Here is a 23581-nt window from a genome sequence, read left to right on the forward strand (position 1 = left end):
CCTGCACAGGAACATGATGGTGCGCACGTGAGTGCGCACCAGAAAAGAACCACCAACGATGCGTGGGCTGGGCTGGTGCCTAGCCCACGCATCGTTGTGTCACTGGAGGGCTGTGACGCGGCGCTGTACTGCTTTCCCGCTCTCGATGATGAAGAACACCACCACGGCAACCCCAATGGTCAACAGCCAATGGTCAAGCGGCAGAGGGGTGGACCCAAACCAGGTGTTCATGAAGGGCAGCACCGTGTACAGCAGTTGCACGGTGATGAGGGACAGCGAAGCGATCCACACCACTTTGTTGCCACGGAACACATCAAGGGTGATGCTGGAGCGGTGCAAGAACCGGCAGTTCAGCAGGTATGCCAGTTGCGCAAAAGCCAAAATCATCACGGCTGTGGTTTGAGTGATTTCCTCCGAAGAGCCACGTGACCGTTCAAACCACACTACTGCCAATGTCACTCCACCAATAAGGAGTGAAACGAGCCCAACGTGCAAGAGTGCGCCTTTGGTGAGGACTCCTTCACGGGGGTTTCGTGGTTTGCGGTCCATCAACCCGGGTTCAGCGGGTTCGTAGGCCAACGCGAGGGACAGTGTCACGGCGGTGATCATGTTGATCCACAAGATTTGCGCTGGTGTGAGCGGCAGAGCTGCCCCAACGAGAACCGCAAACAAAATGACCAAGGATTGCGCCCCGTTGGTGGGCAGGAGGAACACCACGGATTTTCTGATGTTGTCGAAAATCCGGCGTCCTTCTTCAACGGCTCGTTCGATGGTGGCGAAGTTGTCGTCCGCCAAGACTATGTCTGCGGCTTCTTTGGTGGCTTCGGTGCCTTTGATTCCCATGGCGACACCCACATCGGCGCGTTGCAGGGCTGGTGCGTCGTTCACCCCATCACCAGTCATGGCAACGGTTTCCCCGTTGGTTTGCAGGGCGCGAACAATGCGCAGTTTGTGTTCCGGGCTGGTGCGGGCAAATACCCGCACGGTGCGAACAGCTTCCTCCAGGCCCGATGCATCGAGGCCGTCAAGTTGTGCCCCGGTCATCATGATGGTTGCGTCGTTGGCGGTGTCAGCGGGCACGATGCCCATTTCCCGGGCGATGGTGGTGGCTGTCCCAGCGTGGTCACCAGTAATCATGACCACGTCGATGCCGGCACGTTGGCATTCTTTGATCGCGTCAATCGCTTCAGGGCGGGGCGGGTCAACGATCCCAACCAGCCCGAGGAACGTCAGGCCTTCAACATCCTCCACGCTGATGCTTTCAGTAGTGTCCCCCGCATGGTGTCGGTGAGCAACAGACAACACTCGCAGCCCTCGGGCCGCGAGCTCATCAATTTTGTTATCCCAGAATTCCTGGTCGAGTTCGGTTTGCTGCCCATCGGCGTTGTACTGGTGAGCGGAGCGAGCAAGGAGGCGGTCAGGTGCACCAACCGCGTGCAAAATAATGTCGTCACTGTCAGCAATGGCGTCGAGTGAGGCGGCGAACTTGTGTGACGACTCGAAAGGCACAGCCGCGAGGCGGTCAAAGTCTTGAGGCGCACCAGCCTTCATGGTCAGAACCCGCAACCCACCATCGGTGGGTTGGCCGACAAGTTTCCACTGATCGCCCTCTTGGCGCACATCGGAATCATTCGCCGCCGATGCCGCACAGACGAGGCGCCACAAGTCAGGTGTGTGACGGGCATCAATAGTCTCACCATCACGCTGAATGTCACCGTGCGGGGAGTAGCCCTCCCCCGTTACGGTGTACGTGTGTGACGGCGTCACGACGGCTCGTGCGGTCATCTCATTTTTGGTCAGGGTTCCGGTTTTGTCCGAGCAAATCACCGACACCGACCCCAACGCCTCAACGGACGTCAGCTTCCTGGTGATCGCGTTACGGCGTGCCATCTGCTGGACGCCAAGCGCCAAGGTGATCGCTACCAGCGCTGGTAGCCCTTCAGGGATCGCTGCTACCGCAAAACCAATCGTTGCTGAAAGCAACTCATTACCGGTGAAGTCATACACAACACCCCCCAAGAACACCATGATCACGGCCATAACCGCCACGATCACGGCAATGCGCTTACCCAGCACATCAAGTTGGCGAGCCAGAGGGGTTTCAGTGCCCTCAGCATCGGACATGAGGTCTTGGATTTTCCCGATTTCCGTGCGGAGCCCCGTGGCCGTCACCTGGGCGAGACCAGTCCCAGTAGTGACCAAAGTTCCCGAATGCAGCATATTGGTTCGGTCACCAACCGCTGCATCATCGGGCACCGGGTCTGTTGTTTTCACAACAGCATCAGACTCACCCGTGAGCACCGACTCATCAGCTTGCAGGTTTGTTGCCTCAACAATGCGCATATCCGCTGGTATCCGGTCACCCGAACGGACCTTAACGATGTCTCCAGGGACCAATTCAGCTGCGGCAAGTCGCTGCCACTGCCCATCACGTAAAACACTGGCTTCCATAGCCAACATGCTCTTAATGGAATCGAGGGCTTTCTCAGCCTTACCCTCTTGAATCATGCCGATAGCAACGTTAACAATAGCAACAACGAAAATGACTGAGAAATCAACCCAATCACCCATGAAGGCTTTAATTATCGCAGCAGCGAGCAATAGGATAATCAATACATCTTTCATGTGCCCAAACAGACGGGCAAAGAAGCCCTCACGTTGGGCTTCGGGGGTTGAGTTTGGGCCGTACTTACTCAGCGCATCGGCAGCCTCCGACGCCGTTAAGCCGCGCTGTGGGTCGGTGGTCACTGATCCGGGGTCGCCGTGGTTCGTTGTGGTCACCTCTCCAGCACAACAGCAGCCCACCCGATAAGCAACTGGGCAGCGACTATTGCGTGCATTCTCTGGAATTTTCCTTGTGTAAGGTGGGTGCGAACACGACAAAAGTCCCTTTGTGTTTCACGTCACTTCGGATACGATTACCCATAATTCACCGCCAGACACAACGCTCACCCCGCCGTACGCTTCACCCGCCACTGAAGCAACTTCTCCACCGCCACCAGGAGTCACTGTGCCCGCGCCCGAATCAAGCAAACCTGACCCACCAGGCAGAACCCTCGTCACTCGCAGAACCGTGCTCACAGGAGGCCTCCTCACCGTAGGGTTCACACTGTGGGGTATCAGTGGCCGCCTATCCCCCGCGCAAATCCAGGCGCACGCCACACTCGACACCAAACCACTGCATGCATCAACAGTCGCGTTCACCGGCCTGAGCACACGTGAAGCAGTATCTTCCGCGGCAGATCTCGTACCAGGTACTCGCGTTGTCGCGAGCTCCCAATACGCTGACCTTCTCGTGCAACGCGAAAAATCATGGCTCGCCTCACTAGCCCCATGGACCCGAGAAGGCCCATACGCCGAACTCATCCGAGACGCATACCTCGACATCTTCGCGCTCAGTGAGGAACTCCCCGCCCCAGTAGCTGGCTGGTCCACCTACTGGCGTTACGTATGGCCCCGCGACACCGCACACGTGGCCGTGGCTTTCTCCGCAGCGGGAGACTCCGCACGTGCGCATCGGTCCCTTGATTTCCTCGCCCGGCTACCACGAACATCGCGCGGCTGGTTTGAAGCCCGCTACACCCTCGATGGCAGCGGCGCACCAGACGACCGGGCACCCCAATTCGACGGTTTAGGTTGGGCTGCCTGGGCATTGGGCTGGATACACGAGCACTCAGACAATCAAGAACAATTCCGCTCCCGCTACAGCGCCTTCGCAGCAGAACTGGCTGACTCGCTTGTGCACAACGTTGAGGCAACCGACGGCCAAGTACCCGTGTCATCGGATTACTGGGAAATCCGCGAACGAACCATCACCCTAGGCACCGCCGCACCAACCCTCGCCGGGTTACAGTGGCTCATCCCGTTCCTCGAAGCCTCAGGGGACACCGACCGTGCAGAACGTTGCACAGCAGCAGCCCACAGTGTTGACGCGTACATTCTCGACGTGTTTGGGAAACGCGGATACCCACGTCACGCCGACGGGTACACCTTAGACAGTGCGGTTGCGTTCCTCCTGCCCCCATATACCCGCGAAATAAGTAACCGGGACGGCGTCATCGCGGCGATGCGGCGCGCAGAGACCATCATGCTGCAACCCGCAGGTGGGTTATCACCCGGGGAGGACTGGCATGAAGACGGGGTTTCTTGGACCCCCGAAACCGCCGTATTCGCGCTAGCGAACGCCACCCTCGGCACCGCTGACGGCACCATTGTGGGGCAGCGTGGCCTCACCTGGCTGGAATCACACCGCACAGATGCTGGCACATTTCCGGAGAAAGTTCTAGCAGACGGCAACCCATCAGCAGTCGCGCCTTTGGCCTGGACAGCGGCGTGCGTTGCGCTCAGCGCACACGCGTTGCGGGTTCGCCGCCCTGCTGGGGCTGGTGCTGGGACAGTCGGAACATAAGCTTCGTTAGCACCCCGTTTCCTAACTTCTCGCGCGCATCGGCAGGCTTCTGCCTCCCGCGAGTTCGTGGTTGCGCAAGGGCGGGGTGCCAAATACATAAGCGGCGTCACGATGCGTGGTCACGATGCGGCGCTACTTGGGCATCATGCGCGGGAAGGCGTAATCTCAGACGCAGCACAGACTGTCCGCGCCGTGTTGGTTTTCCAGTTCACGGCGTGGCCTACGACTCTAAGGATCCCTATGGTTCACACAGCTTTTGTTATTGCAGGTTCTGAAGCTTCCGGGGGCGCTGGTATTCAAGCGGACCTGAAAACTTTCCAGCAGCTTGGTGTGTATGGTGCTGGCGCGTTGACGTGCATCGTCTCGTTTGATCCGAAGAATAACTGGGCTCACCGGTTTGTTCCAGTGGATCCACAGGTCATTGCTGACCAGATCGAGGCTGCAACGGCTGTGCATAATCACACCACTGTGAAGATTGGGATGCTCGGCACTCCAACAACAATCGATGCTGTTGCGCAGGCTCTGGGGCGCCAGCAATGGGACACCATTGTGTTGGACCCTGTGCTGATCTGTAAAGGTCAAGAACCGGGTGCCGCCCTGGACACAGACACTGCGCTGCGGGAGAAAATCCTTCCCCTCGCCACGGTTGTGACCCCCAACCACTTTGAAGCGATGACGCTGGCGGGCATGGACTCCATTGACAGCGTTGATGACCTCATTGAGGCTGCGAAGCGCATTCAGGCGCTGGGTCCGCGCTATGTGGTTGCTAAGGGCGGTGTGGAGCTTCCTGGTGACTACGCTGTTGATGTTCTTGTTGATGGGGAAGAAGTCACCATCTACTCAGAACCGAAAATTGGCTCCGAGCGGGTCTCTGGCGCAGGCTGCACGTTCGCTGCGGCGATTACCGCAGAACTGGCAAAGGGCAGCAGCATCAAGGATGCTGTGACTGTGGCGAAGCAACTTGTCACAGCTGGTATTACCCACCGCCAACCATCGAATGCGCCTTTTGATTCTGTATGGCAGGGCGTGCTGTGACTCGCTGAGCCCACTAGGCTGAACTTATGACAGGCCACGATATCAATATCACGCTCTCCACTGCCTCCGTGTTTCCACGGCGGGCCGGGTTCGCCTTTGAGTTGGCCTCACGCTTGGGCTATGACGGGGTGGAGGTGATGGTGTGGTCGGAGTCTGTGACTCAAGATGCAGTGCGGTTACAGAACCTTTCCGAGCACTACAACATGCCCATCACCTCCATTCACTCGCCCTCTCTTGTTGTGTCACAGAGCGTTTGGGGGGTTCGCCCGGCACGGAAACTTGAACGTTCCGTGCATTTGGCTGAGCAGGTTGGCGCGAAGACGGTGGTGGTTCACCCGCCTTTTGCTTGGCAGTCAAAGTACGCGGAGACGTTCGCTGAGCATGTGAAGGCGCTTTCTGCAGCGACAGGTATCACCATTGCGGTGGAGAATATGTACCCGTGGCGCAGCAAACGCAAAGACTATGTCGCTTACCTCCCTCATTGGGATTTGCTCACCCAGCATTACGACGCGGTGACCGTTGATCTTTCCCATGCGGGTACTGCGGGCCAGAACTCCTTGGAGCTGGTGCGAAAGCTTGGTGGCACTGTTCGTCATATTCACATGGCTGATTCCACTGGTTCAGCTAAGGATGAGCATCTTGTCCCGGGTGTGGGTGACCAACCGTGCTTGGAAGTGATCGAACACTTGGTGAACTCTCATTGGCATGGGGATATTGCCATTGAGATTGGGACACGGAAAGCGGACAACGCTGCACACCGTGTTGCGATGGTTCGCGAGGCGTTGGAGTTTACAAAAGCGGCTATTGCGGGCGCTCCTACCCCGGTGCCTGTGGTGTCGCTGGAGGAGCACGCTCACGAACGCCCCACCGACGCCTGGTAGAAAAGTGAGTCAGGTCACGAACGGAAATGAAATATCGTTCGTTACTTGATGGTTCAAGTTTACGGGTGGGCGGAGGACTCTGCCCGTAAACATCAGACCTTGAGGAGTACCTGTGACCGTCAACATCGGCTACATCGTCGGAAGCATTTCCAGCACATCGATCAACCGTCGAGTTTTTGAAGCGCTACGCAAACTCGCTCCCGAAGGCGTCGAGATCAACGAAATCCCCATTGCGGATCTGCCCATGTACTCCCCCGACTTCGATGGCGCCTACCCAGAAGCTGCCGCCGCACTCAAAAAGAGCGTCGAAGCAGCCGATGCTGTCATCATCTCCACCCCGCAGTACAACGACTCTTTCTCCGGCGCCGTCAAGAACGCCGTGGACTGGGCATCACGCCCTTGGGGTCAACACTCCTTTAGCGGCAAGCCCACTGCTGTTGCCAGTGCATCAATCGCCCCTCATGGCGGAGCGAAAGCAGGCGGCTTCCTTGCCGACATCCTCGCTTTTGGACAGGCCAAGGTACTTGAAACTCACCTCAACGTGTTCGTGAACGACGACTCCTTCACAGATGATGGCTCCTTCGCTCAGCCTGAACTTATTGCTACGGCCCGGGACTACATCAACGCTGTTGTTGACCACAGCGGCGCAAGCTCCGCCGCATGACCCCTTTTTAATGGTTCGTCGCTAAACGCGCGTGAGGGTGTATCCAGGAACTCCTGGATACACCCTCACGCGTTATGTCTCATGGTTTCTCAGCGCCAGATGCCTCGCCAAGAAGTCCGCTAACATGCTCAACAATGCGGACATCGGCATCAAGCCATGGCACAGAGAATAGATTCCCGCGGGACAACCATTCAATGTGATCGTGCTCAACTAGTGGTTGCGGCACCCCAGCAGTCACCCGGGCAAACCACAGTCGCATAATGTGCCGATCGGTGATGATCCACGCGCCATTATCAGGTCCAGTGATCTCACGTCCTAGAGTGACCTCAAGGTCGAGCTCTTCCCGAAGCTCGCGATGAAGCGCCTGTTCTGGACTTTCTCCCGGATCAACTTTCCCGCCGGGAAATTCCCATTGTCCAGCAAGCTCTTTAGGATATGAGCGCCGCGCTGACAGCATCTGCGTAGGATGCTCAAGATCATCAACAATCGCCGCTGCGACAACTAGTCGTCGCTCTGTCTGTTCCCCTCGTGATGTCACGACATCACTATAGGGGAGTCATCGGTCAGCGTCCGCCTGGATCCCTGCTTCACGGGCCCATTGCACGGCGTCTGCGCGAGTAGACACACCAATTTTGCGGTACACGCTACGCACCTGTGACTTCACGGTGTTGCGTGTCACGAAAAGTTTGGAGGCAATTTGCTCCAAGGTGACGTCTTCTCGCAGGTTCGCTAGAACGATTCGTTCACGGCGCGTAAGGTCCTTTCCTCCTGCGTCGGTATCGAGCTCGCTGTTGACGGATTCTACTGTGCTCATGTCGTTCCTCCTATTCTCGCCGGCGCCCACCCTTACGGTTGGGTCCCCCTCCGGTGATGAGAGCATTCACTTAAAGAGAGTGCCCTCACTAGGAATCATGACGCAGAATTTTCACCCATCTTCAGGCATGTTCATTCATGGGTCTGCATAAACAGTTAATAAGTCGGACTTACGCTACTTTGTGGGGGCGATTTCGCCCATTGTTGTGACGTACATCACACTTGATTTTGCGTCATAACAGCCGTCGCTTCACCCGTTGAGACAAAAATTGAACACTAAATCACAGGGCATTTTGCCAATTTATCACCCTCTCCAGGGCTTGCTTCATGACCTGCGGCCGTTGCGCAAAACTCAAACGCAGCCACTCATGACCTGCGACCCGATCAAAGTCCACCCCAGGCGTCATCGCCACGTCAGCCTCTTCAAGCAACCGGCGACACCACGTCACCGAATCAAGGCCCGAGTGTGAAATATTCGCCCACACATAAAAAGCGCCATCAGCCGGGGCCACATCACTCCACCCCAACGCAGGTAAGGCGTCCACCACCACATCCCGCGACAAGGAATACACGTCCACGTCAGCTCGCGCCGCACGGTACCCCTCCTCACTCAGCGCGGCTACAGCCGCATACTGCGACAACGCCGGCGGACACAACGACACATTGCCAGCCAACGCATCGGCGGGGCCTACCAACTCAGGCGGAAGAACCAACCACCCAATCCGCCACCCCGTCATCGCCCAGTACTTCGAAAACGACGACACAACAATTGCACCCTCGTCGCTAAAAGACGCCGCACTTGCCGCCACATCACCTGGTGGGTAAGTAATTCCGTGATAAATCTCGTCACTAATCAACCGCACCCCACGCGCCACACACCACTGGGCGATACGTTCCAACTCGCGAGCAGAAATCATCGTCCCTGTCGGGTTCGCCGGAGACGCCACCACAAGCCCGGCCAACGGCGACTGCTGATGCATCACCTCCAATTGCTCAACCGTAGGTTGGAACCGACTCTGCGCACCACAAGGCAACTCAACAACCTCAACCCCCAGGGCCCGCAAAATATTGGCGTAAGCCGGATACCCAGGGCGGGCAAGCGCCACCCGATCCCCCACATCAAAAGCAGCAAGGAACGCCAACACAAACCCGCCAGATGAGCCCGTTGTCACCGCGATACGTGATGGATCAACGTCCACCCCGTACCACCGCTGATAATGCTCCGACAAAGCTTGCCGCAACGCAGGCACACCCAACGATTCGGTGTAACCCATAGTGCCCTCACGCAGCACCCGGGCAGCCTCATCACGCACCACATCGCTAGCACCGGCGGCAGGTTCGCCAGCACACAGATTGATCACCGGCGCACCAGCAGCCTTCCGCGCATTAGCCTGAGCGATAATCTGCATCACGCTGAAAGGTGGAACCTCAGAACGATGAGAAGCTCTCATCAGCGCACCCGCCTAACTCAGAAGCCCGTGCTCACGCATCTGCCGCGCAAGGTCATCACCATCTGGGCCCATAACGAACGCTGTTTCCACGGTGGGCCCATCCGTGTTCTCTTCGGCTTGACGGTTCGCCTGGGTCGCTGTCGGCATACCGTGAGCCAAAACCGCTTCACTAAATGTCAGCTGACGGATCGCGACCATACGAACATGATCAGGCATATCCACCACAAAATCACGATAGATCACTGGGTCATGCTGCCCATCGTCACCGACCAGGATCCACTGAACGTCAGGGAAATCATTCGCAAGGCGGCGCAAACTCCGCTCCTTGTGCTCGCGGCCCGACCGAAAGAACCCCGTATTGGTAGGCCCAAAATCTGTCATGAGCATTGGTCCGTGCGGGAACCCGTGATGCGCGAAGAAACGCAGCATCGTTGGGACAACATTCCACGCCCCGGTGGACAAGTAGAACACCGGGAAGTCATTGTGTTGCGCACCAAGTTGCCGGTATAGCCGAGCCATACCCGGCACAGCGGTGCGGGCATCCTCGTGGAGGATAAAAGAGTTCCAGATCGCCAACAAGGGGCGCGGCAAAGACGTCACGATGGCGGTGTCGTCAATATCGGAGATGAGTCCTGCCCGGGTATCGGGGCCTAAGACCCGCACTCCCAGAGTGGCTTGACCGCCGTGAAGTGTAGACATCTCTACTTCATGCCAACCAGCCTCGGCAACACTGGGGATCACAACATCGATGTAGCCGTTGAGGTCTGAATGGACGAGAAACCGCTGCCCCGCTAGCATCAACCGAACTGGGACGCCAGGGGATTGAACAGTGAAGAAATTGCGCCATCCGCGCACCGCACGCAACGCTTCGGCCCGCCCTGGAACTGAAGTTCGGCGCAATAAAACACGTCGTTTAGGGGAGACAACAACTCGCGCGAGCACCCGCACCCACCCTGCTTTGGCGGCTGCTTGGGTTGGTGCGCTGAGTGAACTGTTCGTTGTGGCATCAGTGCTGGTGGAGCGTTGTACGTCTTCGCTCTCAGCATCTGATGCCGAAACAGGTTCAAGAACCCGGTACGTGTCGGGGTCAGGTGAGGTGTGCGATGCCATTCCCGGGGCAGCACCGTACCCCACATACGGTTCAATTCGTTCACGCCATCCTAGGCGTTGGAAAAACGATGAGAGCCACCGCACAACGCGCACCTCGACTCGGCGCGCCCAGTACGGTTTGCTTGTGGGTTGGTTCTTAGTTGGTGAGACCGCCCCAGATGACGTCAAAACTACCCCTTGTTCAGTTCCATTTTCAGGAACTCGATGATTCCGTCAGTTGCTGCTTCGACCTGTTCCAAGCAGATCTGAAAGTCTTTCATCCCCCCGTACCAAGGGTCTTCAACATCCAGCAAATACTCGTCATGAAATGTTGCGGCACCTGGTGCTTGTGGATCAAAACTTCGGAACATCACAATGTGATCGGTTGCTTCCGGTGTGCCAGCTTGATCCGCTAGGCGGCGGATCGCGCGGGCGTGGGAGGTTGTCATCGCGAGGATGAGATCGTGGGAACCGATATCCGAAGCTTCTATCTGCCGGGCACGATGCGCAGCAATAGTAGCGTCGGTGTATCCGGCATCCAGCAGTGCCCGTCGGGCTCGATGATCGATGGGGTTTCCCGCTTCTTCATCGCTAACACCGCTTGATGCTACCCGGACAACGTCTGCCAACCCATGCTGGCGTAACTTGTCATCAAGGACGTACTGCGCCATGGGGGATCGACAGATATTTCCGGTGCAGACCATCATGATTGCGTACACGTGTGCTCCTTGCCATCCATGGTCTTCCCTTTCTGACAATGTAACAGGGGCACCCAGCCCTCACTGCACCTACTCGCCCGTGCGACCCGTTTCGTTGAGCACCGTGACCTCTGAGGTTCTCACTGTGGACCACCCATCGAGCAGCCAGCGGCCTTTGTTCTGCGTTAATGTCGCGGTGAACTCAGCAGAGTATCCGATGTTATTCGGGTTCGCATGGGCAGTCACATCGACGGGGAAGGTGATGGTGGGGTCGTCGTCGGACATTGAGAACCGCGGAATCCCCCAAAACCTGACTTCTAGTGAGCCGGTGGATATGTAGCGGACACCGTCAACTTTTGCCCACAGTCCATCGCGTGAGGTTTGCGGAGCGAATGACCCGATTGCTGATGAATCACCACTTTCCGCAAGTTCGACGTATTCTACTATTTGGTCCCAGAGATCGTCAGTAACAATGGAGCGAATGGGTTCGTAGTAGCTCAGTTCGTCACCGGAACGCGCCCGATGCAGGGCGGTTAACCCTGCGTGAGTTCGGGCAGTGATATTTGCAGCCACCCCCACCACCTCAAGTGGTGTTTCTTCGTAACGTTTGCTGAAACTTGTGGGCGCAATGGTTTTGTCTAGCGCCGCTTCGAGACGCGCGTTGCGCGGCCAGGTTTCGATGCCAATATAGGGCACAAAAACCGGGTCAACAATGTCTTGCGGTTCGTCTTCTGGTTTCTCGTATGCGGTTTCTGCTGCGGGAGTTAATGGGGCTTCATCGGCTTGGCATGCACTCAGCGTGATGACAGCCATCACCAGGCACATGCTCCAAAAGCCGTGGACGATGCGCCGCGACCGCAACGTAAGGGCAGTCAGTTCCATTTCGCCAGAGATAGTGACTCACGTGCGGGGTCAATGGAGATGAGCCAGGACATCTTTCCTGAGGTCTTTTGGGTTTCTGATTCAAACCGTGTCACCGTTTCCCACGCGTAGATGCGGGGGTTGTATTGGGTGACGACCTGCGGGTAGGAGTACCAGAGCCGGAATTTCCCGGAGTAGGTCAGTTTCGATGAGGTTGCATCGAGGGTGAATTCCTCTGAGGTTGGGGTCCAGGTGAAACTTTCGATCTGGTCTGCTGGGGCCAGCATGTCTTTAGCCTGGTTAGGGCATGCTTTTCCGTTGAGATCTTTCAGACATGACGCGATGATTTCTTCAGCGAGTGCTCGAGCGTCCTCTTCAAGGGCCTGCGTCGGCTGCTCAGTCAACGTGATGGTGTTGTACTGGTCGCTGACTCCAGCGGTCACGGTTTGAGTTGGACCGTAGTTAAAGTAACGACCACGAGCAGGGCCTTCCACTGCGTAGATTCCAGGCAGAACAAGCTGAGAAACAGTGGACCCACTTGTGGCCTGGGCTTCACCGCCATTAATAACAGCCGCCCGCGCAGGGCCACTGGACCGAGGGGATGTCATGATGACATCAAGTTTGCGTTCTAAACCTTTGTCTAAAAGCCAGGTTGAAAACAGACCGAACCCGCCAGCTTCCTTGCGCAGGGTGAAGACGACGTCGTGCGTTTGGTCTTGTTGAGTGATCGTTGCACGTACTGCAGCAGTTGATTCGCCCTCATCCACCGAATTAATGGTGAAACTTGTGGGCCGCCCAGCTAGGTGGCGGTAGTTGCGGAGTGCTTGACTGGCGTAGGTGTCTGCCTGGCTTGCGGTAGAAGATGACAGTTGCAAGGCGCGAGGAGCATCACCGTCAACGAGCGCACCGAGGTATCTGTCGACCGTCGCCGATGGGCTAAAGAACGCAGCACGTGCGTAAAGGATTCCCGCAGCGATCAGCGCAAGGACCATCAATGCGATGACTGCTTTTGCCCACGGAGTCTTTACTGACTGCTGTGTCGAGGATTTTTGCGCGTCAGACGTTTGCTGGCTAGTGACGGTGGGAAGGTCTTGAGTAGGGGCGTTAGTGCGCTCATTTTGAGCGGGAATAGTGAAGTGTGGCATTCCTGAAGGTGGTGGGGGTTGATGCGGCGGTTCGTCGGTCGGGGTGCCGGGAACTGTTCGTACATTGTGGAGACGAGAACGCATGATGGTGTCGTCGTCTGGCTCATGCGCGGAGGCTGCGCTTGGGTGCCCCACTCCTGCAGTTGACGACTGCTCTAACGGAGCCTGAGCTGGTGGGGTAACCGGTGTTGCAGCGACATCAGGAGAAGAAGGAGCACGCCGGACGGGAACAGTGTCGTCGTTGACCGCGTCAGGGGGCATGAATGCCCGGTAGCGGGGTTGATGATCGAGAGCAGACATGTTGAACTCGCGGGCGTGAGGAAGCGGGAAGACCTAGCTTGATCAGAGTATCCGTGAACATGATCGCTGTGGCAGAAACGTGGAGGTCTCCCCATGCGCGCGATCTGCGATAACGCCCACAGCTACAGACTTCTCACCGGCCGCTCCCTACTATCCCCACCGTCACGTGGGCATGCAAAAAGCGGAAGTCGAAACCTCGACTTCCGCTTTTCATTACCGTGCGTGTGGGGGGACTTGAACCCCCACGCCCTTGCGGGCACTGGCACCTGAAGCCAGCGCGTCTGCCATTCCGCCACACACGCGAGAACGGATAAAACTGTACCACGCAAACCTTCCACAATTTCCATCAGGATGTTTCACTGAGGTCTAAGTAACATACTTGATGGCGGATTCTGAGATTTCCTGTGTGCATCTGCCACTGGTTATGCGGATTCATGACATGACCACGTAGGCTTCTGTCAGACCGTAATCACTACCAGAAGCTCGGTGACACCCGCGAAAGGAGGTTTCGATGAGTTTCCTCGACAAGTTCGAGCAGCGCGTTGAACGCGCCGTGAACAGCACCTTCTCAAAGGTGTTCCGCAGCGATATTAAACCCGTTGACCTAGCAAGCGCGCTCAGGCGTGAGGTAGACGATCGGACCGCAGTGTTCGATCGGTCCCGCACCGTCGTTCCCAACGACTTCACCATTGAACTCTCCGAGGCCGATTTCGCGCAGATCGAGAGTTGGGGGGCAGAGATGCTCGCCGACGAACTCGCTGTGAACGTCACCGAGTACGCTGCATCACAGCACTACGCATTCGTCGGTCCCGTGGTGGTCAGTTTTGAACTGACCCCCACCTTAGAAACCGGCCACTTCACTGTGCGGTCTTCTACACTTCGGGGAAACGTGGCACCTGGTCCCGCCGACCCACGCAGTTCGCGCCACCCTTTGCTCGACATCGACGGACAGCGTTATTTACTTACCGGGCCTGTGACGATTATTGGTCGCGGTTCAGAAGCCGATATTGTCGTGGATGACCCGGGGGTATCCCGCCGTCATCTCGAGATCTCTGTAACCCCCAATGGCGTGATTGCCACTGATCTCGGATCAACCAACGGCCTGTTTGTTGAGGGCCACCAGGTTCCAGCAGCGACCCTGCTTGATGGAAACTCGCTGACCATTGGCCGCACCAGGATTATGTTCTGGTCTGGTGTTGCCGATGACAATAACCGTGGAGATAGGTAGTTCCGCTGACATGAGCGCATTGGCGATGACCCTGCTACGGCTGGGATTTTTAGTTCTTTTGTGGGCTTTTGTCTACTTTGTCATTCGCGTTTTGCGCTCAGATCTCTACGGCACACGGATAACGGCGGCACCCGCACCGGTCCCCGCAGTGAGCGCTCCCGCAACTCCTACGCCAAGCCGCAAAGCCGCTGCTGGCCCCACCCGCCTTGTGGTCACAGCCGGCCCATTAACCGGCACCACGATCCCTTTGGGTTCGTCCGCTATCCTCATCGGACGCTCACCCAGTTGCACGCTGGTTCTGGAAGATGATTACTCATCTTCGCGCCACGCCCGCGTGTTTCCCCAGTCTGACGCATGGTTTGTTGAAGACTTGGGGTCAACGAACGGCACGTTCCTCGGCAAGGACAAGGTAACGGAACCGACTCCGCTACCTTTAGGTGCACCAGTTCGTGTGGGTCAAAGCACGATCGAACTGCAAAGGTAAGTCCGTGACAATTGCATTGAGGTACTCCACACGCTCCGACGTGGGACTCGTGCGTGCCAACAACCAGGATTCGGCCTTTGCCGGAGAGCAACTCCTACTCGTCGCTGACGGCATGGGCGGCCACGCAGGTGGTGATGTCGCATCCGCCCTGTGTGTCGCGTCGATAGCGCCTCTGAACAACGAAGCCGTGTCAACATCGTCCATGCTTGAACGCCTTGGTGAAGCCATCGAGCGCGCCCGCGTAGACCTCGTCAATCAAGCTCGCGGTCACCGTTCACTCGCTGGCATGGGAACCACCGTCACTGCACTGCTACTCGGCGAGAATAAACTCGCTATGGCTCACATGGGTGATTCACGTGGATATCTCTTGCGCGATGGAAAACTCACCCAGGTCACCAAAGACCACACGTTCGTTCAACATCTCGTTGACGCCGGGAAAATTACCCCTGACGAAGCAGAAACACACCCTCAACGTTCCGTTGTCATGCGGGTTCTCGGGGACTTTGAGTTAGATCTCGTACCTGACCTGTCCATCCGTGAAGCACGCCCCGGTGACCGCTGGCTGCTGTGCTCTGATGGACTGTCGGGTTTTGTGCGTTTTGAGACCATGGAACAAACGCTGCGCGACGTCCAAGACTTGGAGTTGTGCTCCGAATATCTCATCCAGTTGGCTCTGCGTGGCGGTGGTAGTGACAACATCACCTGCGTTGTCGCTGACATTTACGAAACCGAAGACTCCACAGTCATCCACGACCGTGAACTTCCCGCAGCCATCGCTGTCGGCTCGATCGCCTACGGCGAAGACCTCCCCGCAGCCCTTGAGGATGGCGGAGCGGCATCGGAAAGCAAAGAACTTCTACGTGAAGCACACGGCAAGGTAGAACAGGTCATCTTGTTCGCTGAGGCTCGACGCCGTGGCGACGCCGAACCACAAACCCAAACAGGTTCGCTGAATCTCAGCGAAGCGGACCTTGAAACTGCCGAACAACACCACGGCGTTCACAGCGATGACGTGGATGTTGACGATGTCATGGTGTCCACACCATCGCCACGCCGCGGAGTCGTCCGTTCGCTGATCAACACACTACTTGTCCTGATTTTGTTAGGCGCGGCTGGTTACGGTGTCTTCTGGTGGGGTTCCCAGCAATACTTCCTAGGTGTTCACCAAGGGAAAGTTGCGATATTCAACGGCTTCCCCCAGTCCATTGGGCCGGTACACCTGTCATCCACCGTTGACGTCTCAGACACCCCTGTCACGGGCCTGACCCCCTTTGAGTCCAGTCAGTTGTACTCAACCATTCGCGCCGACTCTCTCGCAGATGCACGCGAACGCCTGACTTACTTTGAGGATCTCGTGACGACGCGAAACCCAGAGGGTGACACAGATCCTGCTACCAGCACAGATCCATCCACTGATCCCGCAACCGAGCCAGAACCCGCCAACGGCGACAGCACCACTGATACGGAATCCGCACCTGCTGACTCCACCACGAACGAGGCTGACACATCGGCTGCAACAGATAGGGGCTGACGGTGAGCATCGACACTCCCCAAGTTCGCACCCGGCGCGGAAGTGAACTTTTTCTTCTTGCGTGCGGTCTCGGTATCGGCGCTATGGCCTATGCAATCATCGGGTTTGCGCTTGATGACTCCATTCCCGCTGAGTTCTTCACGTTCATAGCCACGATGAGTGTGCTGGGTTTACTTCTGCACGCGGTGATTCGTAAGGCAGCACCCTTCGCTGACCCATTGATCATGCCGATCGCGTTCGCGCTGAACAACGTCGGCCTTGCGATGATCTTCCGCATTTCCCGCGCAATGGACAGCGACCTGGCCACTAAGCAGCTCGGCTGGACGGCTGTCAGCATCGTTGCCTGCGCGGTTGTGGTGTTCTTTGTGAAGGATCACCGAATCCTTCGCCGGTACACCTATGTCACGATGCTGAGCGCCCTGGTCCTTGCCATGTTGCCGCTAGTACCGTTCCTGGGTAGAGAAATCAACGGCGCGCAAATCTGGATTCACATTGGGCCGTTCTCTCTTCAGCCAGCCGAGTTTTCCAAGATTCTCCTGGCTGTCTTTTTTGCCGGTTACCTTGTTGAAAACCGGGATCGTCTTGCCCTAGCTGGACCGAAAATTGCGGGTATCCAACTCCCACGCATGCGCGACTTCGGCCCAATCATCTTGGTGTGGGTCACCTCCATTGTCATCCTCGTTATGCAACGCGACCTAGGAACATCCCTGCTGATTTTTGGGCTGTTTGTAGCAATGTTGTACATCGCTACTGAGCGCATCAGCTGGATTGTCATCGGCTTCCTGATGTTCAGCGTTGGTGTTGTCGCCGCACTAAGCCAGTTCACCCACGTACAGTCACGATTTGATGCCTGGCTACACGCCCTAGACAACGAGGTATTTAACGCCGAGTTTGGTGGCTCAGGACAACTCGTTCGCGGAATGTACGGCATGGCGTCCGGTGGACTATTCGGCACCGGACTAGGCGAAGGCCGCCCCACCATTGTTCCGTTCTCCTACTCTGACTTTATTTTCGCTTCACTCGGTGAAGAACTAGGTCTCACCGGCATTTTCGCCATCCTGTTGTTGTACGTACTCTTTGTGCAACGCGGTTTCCGCGTTGCACTGGGCACCCGGGATGGGTTCGGTAAACTCCTGGCCTCAGGGCTCGCATTTGTTATCGCCTGGCAGATGTTCGTGGTTATTGGTGGCGTCACCCGCGTCATCCCACTCACCGGGTTAACCACACCATTCATGGCATACGGCGGGTCATCTCTGCTCGCCAACTGGGTTATCGTGGCCATTTTGCTTCGTATTTCCGACAATGCGCGCAGGCCTTCACCACTACCGCTCCGTGGGGCAACAGGCTCAGAAGACGACGGCACACGGCGCCGTTCCGCTGTCATTAACGACGCGAACGTTCAAGCCGTTGACCCACATGATCAGCCAGAACAAAACACTGAACACTTCCAGTGGATGAACCAGTTGGACAACGCGGGCACCCAAGTAATCCAACGGCGGGACGTGATCTCCGCGCAGGAGGCTCCTGCCACCACAGATGCGCAACCTGTAGCACCTGGCGGAGAGAGCGGAAGGCCAACAACCGCCCCAACCCCACACGCTGCCCCATCGTTCCCCTCTGCCCGGTCAGCACAATCTCAAGGGTCGCCACGCACCTCACCTGACCTGCCAGCTGTTCCACAACCTGAGCAGGACCACACACCACCTCGATACTCCCGGAGGGAAGACAGTGAATAAGCCCATCCGCCGGGTGTCTGTCATTGCACTACTGCTGTTCCTGTCACTGTTCGCCTCCTCCACGTGGATCCAGTACGTTAAAGCACCAGAACTCAACTCTGATAGCCGCAACGTGCGCTCGCTCTACCGCGAGTTCGGCACCAACCGTGGCGCCATCATTGTGGGAGGCGAAGAAATCGCCTCCACTATTCCCTCCGACGACGCCTTCAACTATCAGCGCACCTACGCTGACGGCCCGCTATACGCAGGTATCACTGGTTTCTACTCCGTGATCTATGGGCGCACAGGTGTTGAGCTTGCCGCCAACGAGTACCTCAATGGGTCATCTGACGCACTAGCTTGGTCCCGGTTAGAAAACCTCATCACCGGCGTAGACCCGCAGGGTTCAGCCATTGAGCTCACCATCAACCCTGAGGCACAGAAAGCAGCTTGGGACGCGCTCGGCGATCAACGCGGTGCTGCTGTTGCCATTGATCCGTCGACCGGTGCGATTCTTGCTATGGTCTCCAAACCAGCTTTTGACCCCAACGACATGGCGAGCCACTCCAGCGCCGATGTTCGCGCCACCTACCAGGCGCTTCTCAATGATGACGGTAACCCCCTCATCAACCGCGCCATCGCAGGTGACACCTACCCGCCAGGTTCCGTATTCAAGCTTGTGACCGCTGCCGCGGCACTGGAAGACGGGTACACCGAAGACTCCCAAGTAGATGCACCCAACACCTACCGGTTACCTGGTACCCAAACGGATCTCCCAAACTTTGGTGGAGCATCGTGCACACCTGGTGAAACGATGCCGCTATCGGACGCATTAAAAATCTCTTGTAACACTGCTTTCGCAATCCTCGGCAATGACCTTGGGCAAGAAAAGATCCTCGCCCAGGCGCAAGAGTTTGGTTTCGGCGACTCCATTCAAGTGCCTCTGTCAGTCACTCCATCCCGCTACCCAGAGAACGAAAACGACGCGCAAACAGCGCTGTCCGCAATTGGTCAACAAGATGTGCGCGTCACGCCTCTCCAGGTAGCCATGGTCAGTGCCGCGATCGCCAACGAGGGCACCCTCATGAAGCCCTACCTGATTGATCAAGTTCGCAACCCTGATTTGAGTGTCTACTCCACAACCAAACCCGATGCCTACGGTGATCCAATCTCGGAAGAGACAGCACGCCAACTCACCGACATGATGACCTCTGTCGTTGCTGATGGAACCGGTAAAGCCGCGCAAATTTCCGGGATTGATGTGGCTGGGAAAACCGGCACCGCAGAAACCGGTGGAGAGGCCTCAGCGCACGCCTGGTTCACGGCGTTCGCCCCTGCTGACAACCCGCAAATCGCGGTGGCCGTCGTTGTAGAAAACGGCGGGTCAGCGGGAAGCGAGGCAACAGGTGGGGCGGTGGCCGCTCCGATCGCTCGACAGATCATGGAGGCGGTGATCACCAAGTGAAAGCAGCACCCGGCGTCGCGTTCTCTGGGCGCTATCGACTTGTCCGCCAGATCGCAGTCGGTGGCATGGGAGAAGTGTGGGTTGCTCGCGATGAATCCCTTGCCCGCGACATCGCCGTCAAGGTACTGAAACCAGAGTTCGTTGGAAACACTGACTTTCTCGCGAGATTCCGTACTGAAGCCCGTAACGCTGCGTCGTTGTCACATGCCAACATCGCCCAGCTCTACGACTACGGCGAGCAGGGCGGTTCTGCTTACCTGGTGATGGAACTGGTCAGTGGCGAGCCAATGTCTGACCTCTTAGAACGTGAACCTGTCCTCAATTCTGCACGGCTTTTGTCGATCCTGGCGCAAACCGCACGGGCGCTGCATGCTGCCCATGTTGGTGGGGTTGTTCACCGCGATATCAAGCCTGGAAACATCCTGCTTGAGCACGGTGGTGAAGTAAAAATCACTGACTTCGGGGTATCGCTTGCAGCAAACCAAATTCCGATGACTGCAGCAGGTATGGTCATGGGAACCGCGCAGTACTTGTCACCAGAACAAGCCGTGGGACGGCCTGCAACAGGCGCATCGGACATTTATGCGCTCGGTATCGTTGCGTACGAGGCAATCGCAGGTAACCGACCTTTCACCGGGAAAACACCCGTAGATATTGCGGTAGCTCACGTCAACGAACAGGTCCCACCACTACCGAAAAACACGCACCCTGACTTAGCAACTCTCGTCATGAAGATGCTCGCCAAAGACCCTTTGGAACGCCCACGTTCTGGCGCAGCTTTGGCCCACACGTTTGAAGACCTCGCCCGGAAAATTGCCGAGAACCCTTGGCCAGTTTCTACACCTCGGGAACGCCAAAACCCCGACCCAACACGCCACCACTCCATTGAAGACACCGGGCCACAGATCTTCCGCGGCCAACCCCGGCCAGGTACGAATCAAGCACCAGCACGTCCATCGCAAACTCCTCTTGCCGGTGGAGCGCCCCCAGCCTCAACTCGCTTAAACAATCACGGAGGGCCAGGTTCGCGCCCGCCACAGGAACCATTCGCGGGCTCGCCATCGGCGCCTCATGCTGGATCTCAAGCCTCAGCACCTGAAGCATCAGCCTACGGTCGCGCTGGCGCGCACTCCGGGGCACCGCAAGTAAACCCACAACGATCAGTACCCCAAGAGCACCCATCCGCGGGGCCTCAGTCCGTAGGGCCTCAGTCCACTCAACGCTCGCGCCAGTCGAACAACCGACCTCGCTTGAACCCAGACGATTACGATGAGTTAGGTGCAACCCGGCCACGCGGCCAACTCTCTGACCTCAAACGCGGCGGACCAGGTGCATCGTCTACTGGGGGCAACACCTCAACCGGTGGGCCACACTCAGGACGATCCGCACAAAGTGCTGGCGGATCGTCACCACGAGGGCGACGAGACACAACATCTGCACAGACAGTGGGGAGTTCTCCACGAAGCCATCACACCCCGCCCGCTCAAACTGGTTTACTGGACCGTGTAAGAAACTTGGGCTGGTTTACATTAACTCTGGTGGGGCTCGTTGTGATCATTATGCTGGCCACGCTCGTGAAGGGGCTTGTGAGCCCCGGCTCATCCCAGGATTCCGCGAATCGTATCTCCGAGCACCAAACACCAGTAGAATTCATCTCAGCATTGCCGATAACGCAAGGTTTGTTTTCTCAAGGCGAAACCTCAAGTTTTGCCCTCATAGGTAAGGACGTGCAGTGGTAAACCCCGCCCCCCGCACTTTGGCGGGACGTTACGAGGTAGGCGAACTCATCGGCCGTGGAGGCATGGCCGAGGTTCACATCGGGCGAGACAACCGCCTCGGTCGAACCGTCGCCATCAAGATCCTGCGTTCTGACCTAGCCCGTGACCCGTCCTTCCAAGCGAGGTTCCGACGCGAAGCTCAAGCTGCCGCGTCCCTCAACCACCCATCTATTGTCGCTGTTTATGACACTGGAGAAGACACCTCCACCGAATCAGGTGGCGGTGTCGCTCATGTTCCCTTCATCGTCATGGAATACGTTGAAGGCCACACCGTCCGCGACATTCTGCGCGACGGCGCAGCAGTACCTATCGACGAAGCCATCGAGATCACCTCTGGTGTGCTTTCCGCTTTGGAATACTCCCACCACGCGGGCATCGTGCACCGTGACATCAAACCAGCGAACGTGATGCTCACCCCAGCTGGCGCAGTCAAGGTCATGGACTTTGGCATTGCCCGTGCGCTTGCTGACTCCTCACAAATGACGCAAACCCAAGCTGTCATTGGAACTGCACAGTACCTTTCCCCCGAGCAAGCCCGCGGTGAAACTGTTGACACCCGTTCAGACCTCTATTCCACCGGCTGCCTACTCTACGAACTCCTCACTGGACGCCCACCATTCATTGGTGATTCACCGGTAGCAGTTGCATACCAGCACGTGCGTGAAGAACCCATTCCACCAAGCCAAGTCGCTCAAGACATTCCCCGTGTCCTTGACGCTGTGGTGTTGAATTCCTTGGCGAAAGCCCGCGATGACCGCTACTCCACTGCCGCTGAGTTTCGCTCCGCCCTTGAAGCGGCGGGGCGCGGCGAGCAGGTCGCTGCCACCCAAGCGTTTGCTGCTGTAGCACCGTATGACACCCAAGCAACACAGGTCCTTTCACCAACCTCTGCAGGCGCTACTCAAGTCTTCGGTACACCTGCTGGTGGGTCAGCTCCTTGGCAAGGCCAGCAAAACCCACCCCAGGATCTTTTGGCCGGTGGCGATGACGACGAAGACGAAAACAACTCAAAACGTAAAGTCATCTGGACCCTTGTCGCTGTTGGTGTTGTTGCGCTCCTCGCGATCTTGGGCTTCACTCTGCTAGGCGGCGGCGAAGAAGAACCAGACACAGGTCGCGTACCGACAATGTCAGGTATGACCATTGAGGAAGTACGGGCGGCCCTCACCGAAGCAGGGTTCACTAAGGATCCAATACCTAGCCGGGCGGCAAGTACCGACGTGCCTGAAGGCGAGTTCATCGAGTCTGATCCTCCTGTTGGGGAGGATGTGCCACTGAACACTGAGATCACCGTTGTGATGTCAGCAGGGCCAGATGCCACCTCGGTGCCTGATGTCACCGAGATGACCCAAGACGAAGCGATCGCAGCCCTCGAAGAGGCGGGTCTGCGTGTTTCTGGTGGGGCATCTTCAGAGAACTCAGCCAGAATCCCCAAAGACAGCGTCACTCGCACTGACCCAGAAGCGGGTGCAGCTGTCAACGAGGGCGATTCCATCAAACTGTTTGTTTCTAACGGGTTTGTTGAAGTTCCTGATGTCAGAAAAAGCTCACTCAGTGAAGCGCGGTCTGTTCTCGAAGGCATAGACATGACCGTGGTGGTTGAAGAACGCGAAGTCGAAGAAGGCGAAGACGGAACCGTTCTCGAGCAGTCACCTGGGCCTGGACAGGTCGAGCAGAAGAGTTCCATCACCCTAACCGTTGCGAAGGTTGTGGAAGCAGAAAAGGTTGCTGTGTCCAACGTCGTGGGATGGCAACGCGGCGACGCTGAGGAAGAAATTCGACGCCTCGGGCTCATCCCCGTAGTTGAGGAAATCAACGACAACGGCATTCCAGCCGGCCAAGTTATCCGCACCGACCCGCAGGGCGGTCAACAGGTTGACCTCGCTACCCGAATAAAGATCGTTGTGTCCCTCGGTCCAGAGCAAACCGAAGATCCAGGGTGGGGCGATAACGGCCAAGGCAATGACGGTGACCAGGGAAATGGCGACCAGGGCGACGAGGGTGACGACTAGCACCTCTCGCCCGTAGGGCAGAA

At 57.3% G+C, this 23581-nt stretch carries 19 protein-coding genes and 1 tRNA gene; 11 read left to right on the plus strand and 9 right to left on the minus strand.

Annotated features, from left to right (window positions below):
• Nucleotides 1–99 precede the first annotated feature (99 nt).
• Nucleotides 100–2781, minus strand: coding sequence for a cation-translocating P-type ATPase (locus tag G538_RS14370; protein ID WP_035832724.1), 2682 nt, complete (start codon nt 2779–2781; stop codon nt 100–102).
• A gap of 229 nt (nt 2782–3010) precedes the next feature.
• Here G538_RS14370 and G538_RS14375 point away from each other — a divergent pair, with 229 nt between their 5' ends.
• The 4 genes from G538_RS14375 (at nt 3011) to G538_RS14385 (ending at nt 6988) form a co-directional block, all read left to right on the plus strand.
• The gene (locus G538_RS14375; RefSeq protein WP_051196423.1) at nt 3011–4408 is read left to right on the plus strand and encodes a glycoside hydrolase family 15 protein; all 1398 of its coding nucleotides are present in this window, start codon (nt 3011–3013) and stop codon (nt 4406–4408) included.
• Nucleotides 4409–4648: 240 nt separating this feature from the next.
• Nucleotides 4649–5443, plus strand: a complete 795-nt coding sequence (thiD, locus tag G538_RS0100990; protein WP_029067846.1) for a bifunctional hydroxymethylpyrimidine kinase/phosphomethylpyrimidine kinase — start codon at nt 4649–4651, stop codon at nt 5441–5443.
• 26 nt (nt 5444–5469) lie between these two features.
• Complete coding sequence (locus tag G538_RS14380) at nt 5470–6324, plus strand: sugar phosphate isomerase/epimerase family protein (RefSeq protein WP_035832726.1); 855 nt, start codon at nt 5470–5472, stop codon at nt 6322–6324.
• A 112-nt stretch (nt 6325–6436) separates the two neighbouring features.
• A complete protein-coding gene (locus tag G538_RS14385; RefSeq protein WP_051196424.1) occupies nt 6437–6988 on the plus strand; it encodes an NADPH-dependent FMN reductase in 552 nt (183 codons plus the stop codon).
• 79 nt (nt 6989–7067) lie between these two features.
• Here the strand turns inward: G538_RS14385 and G538_RS0101005 are convergent, their stop codons facing one another.
• The 8 genes from G538_RS0101005 to G538_RS0101040 form a co-directional block, all read right to left on the minus strand.
• The gene (locus G538_RS0101005; protein ID WP_029067847.1) at nt 7068–7526 is read right to left on the minus strand and encodes a (deoxy)nucleoside triphosphate pyrophosphohydrolase; all 459 of its coding nucleotides are present in this window, start codon (nt 7524–7526) and stop codon (nt 7068–7070) included.
• 18 nt (nt 7527–7544) lie between these two features.
• Nucleotides 7545–7802 carry a helix-turn-helix domain-containing protein gene (locus tag G538_RS0101010; protein WP_029067848.1) on the minus strand — a complete coding sequence of 86 codons (258 nt, stop codon included), beginning with the start codon at nt 7800–7802 and terminating at the stop codon, nt 7545–7547.
• A gap of 280 nt (nt 7803–8082) precedes the next feature.
• Nucleotides 8083–9252, minus strand: coding sequence for a pyridoxal phosphate-dependent aminotransferase (locus G538_RS0101015; RefSeq protein ID WP_029067849.1), 1170 nt, complete (start codon nt 9250–9252; stop codon nt 8083–8085).
• 12 nt (nt 9253–9264) lie between these two features.
• Nucleotides 9265–10530, minus strand: a complete 1266-nt coding sequence (locus G538_RS0101020; RefSeq protein ID WP_051196425.1) for an App1 family protein phosphatidate phosphatase — start codon at nt 10528–10530, stop codon at nt 9265–9267.
• Nucleotides 10531–10532: 2 nt separating this feature from the next.
• Entirely contained in the window at nt 10533–11060 is a 528-nt protein-coding gene (locus tag G538_RS0101025) for a low molecular weight protein-tyrosine-phosphatase (protein ID WP_029067851.1), read from the minus strand.
• Nucleotides 11061–11129: 69 nt separating this feature from the next.
• Nucleotides 11130–11921 (minus strand): hypothetical protein, encoded by a 792-nt coding sequence (locus G538_RS0101030; protein ID WP_157544251.1) that lies wholly within the window; start codon nt 11919–11921, stop codon nt 11130–11132.
• Nucleotides 11912–13345 carry a zinc ribbon domain-containing protein gene (locus G538_RS0101035; protein ID WP_029067853.1) on the minus strand — a complete coding sequence of 478 codons (1434 nt, stop codon included), beginning with the start codon at nt 13343–13345 and terminating at the stop codon, nt 11912–11914. The genes G538_RS0101030 and G538_RS0101035 overlap by 10 nt, the downstream gene beginning before the upstream one ends.
• A 219-nt stretch (nt 13346–13564) precedes the next feature.
• Nucleotides 13565–13647 (minus strand) — tRNA-Leu (locus tag G538_RS0101040).
• 209 nt (nt 13648–13856) lie between these two features.
• Here G538_RS0101040 and G538_RS0101045 point away from each other — a divergent pair.
• The 7 genes from G538_RS0101045 to pknB are packed head-to-tail and all read left to right on the plus strand — an operon-like array spanning nt 13857 to nt 23558.
• The gene (locus tag G538_RS0101045) at nt 13857–14573 is read left to right on the plus strand and encodes an FHA domain-containing protein (protein ID WP_029067854.1); all 717 of its coding nucleotides are present in this window, start codon (nt 13857–13859) and stop codon (nt 14571–14573) included.
• 10 nt (nt 14574–14583) lie between these two features.
• On the plus strand, nt 14584–15057 hold the full coding sequence (locus tag G538_RS0101050) for an FHA domain-containing protein FhaB/FipA (RefSeq protein ID WP_029067855.1): 474 nt from the start codon (nt 14584–14586) through the stop codon (nt 15055–15057).
• A 4-nt stretch (nt 15058–15061) separates the two neighbouring features.
• Nucleotides 15062–16588, plus strand: coding sequence for a PP2C family protein-serine/threonine phosphatase (locus G538_RS14390; RefSeq protein ID WP_035832728.1), 1527 nt, complete (start codon nt 15062–15064; stop codon nt 16586–16588).
• Between the two features lie 2 nt (nt 16589–16590).
• Entirely contained in the window at nt 16591–18324 is a 1734-nt protein-coding gene (locus tag G538_RS14395) for an FtsW/RodA/SpoVE family cell cycle protein (RefSeq protein ID WP_157544252.1), read from the plus strand.
• Nucleotides 18317–19768: a peptidoglycan D,D-transpeptidase FtsI family protein gene (locus G538_RS0101065; RefSeq protein WP_029067856.1), complete on the plus strand. Its 1452-nt coding sequence runs from the start codon at nt 18317–18319 to the stop codon at nt 19766–19768. Before G538_RS14395 ends, G538_RS0101065 begins: the two co-directional genes overlap by 8 nt.
• The gene (locus G538_RS17625; RefSeq protein WP_084617936.1) at nt 19765–21507 is read left to right on the plus strand and encodes a serine/threonine-protein kinase; all 1743 of its coding nucleotides are present in this window, start codon (nt 19765–19767) and stop codon (nt 21505–21507) included. The genes G538_RS0101065 and G538_RS17625 overlap by 4 nt, the downstream gene beginning before the upstream one ends.
• Nucleotides 21501–23558: a Stk1 family PASTA domain-containing Ser/Thr kinase gene (gene pknB, locus G538_RS0101075; RefSeq protein ID WP_029067857.1), complete on the plus strand. Its 2058-nt coding sequence runs from the start codon at nt 21501–21503 to the stop codon at nt 23556–23558. Before G538_RS17625 ends, pknB begins: the two co-directional genes overlap by 7 nt.
• Nucleotides 23559–23581: the final 23 nt, after the last annotated feature.

The sequence above is a fragment of the Jonesia quinghaiensis DSM 15701 genome (assembly GCF_000423205.1).
GTDB classification, from domain to species: Bacteria; Actinomycetota; Actinomycetes; order Actinomycetales; family Cellulomonadaceae; genus Jonesia; species Jonesia quinghaiensis.

Excerpts from the sequence above, each read along its gene's own strand:
- G538_RS0101010 (WP_029067848.1), bottom strand. The coding sequence starts at position 7,802 with ATGAGCACAGTAGAATCCGTCAACAGCGAGCTCGATACCGACGCAGGA.
- G538_RS0101050 (WP_029067855.1), top strand. The coding sequence starts at position 14,584 with ATGAGCGCATTGGCGATGACCCTGCTACGGCTGGGATTTTTAGTTCTT.
- thiD (WP_029067846.1), top strand. The coding sequence starts at position 4,649 with ATGGTTCACACAGCTTTTGTTATTGCAGGTTCTGAAGCTTCCGGGGGC.
- G538_RS14380 (WP_035832726.1), top strand. The coding sequence starts at position 5,470 with ATGACAGGCCACGATATCAATATCACGCTCTCCACTGCCTCCGTGTTT.
- G538_RS0101035 (WP_029067853.1), bottom strand. The coding sequence starts at position 13,345 with ATGTCTGCTCTCGATCATCAACCCCGCTACCGGGCATTCATGCCCCCT.
- G538_RS0101030 (WP_157544251.1), bottom strand. The coding sequence starts at position 11,921 with ATGGAACTGACTGCCCTTACGTTGCGGTCGCGGCGCATCGTCCACGGC.
- G538_RS0101045 (WP_029067854.1), top strand. The coding sequence starts at position 13,857 with ATGAGTTTCCTCGACAAGTTCGAGCAGCGCGTTGAACGCGCCGTGAAC.
- G538_RS0101015 (WP_029067849.1), bottom strand. The coding sequence starts at position 9,252 with ATGAGAGCTTCTCATCGTTCTGAGGTTCCACCTTTCAGCGTGATGCAG.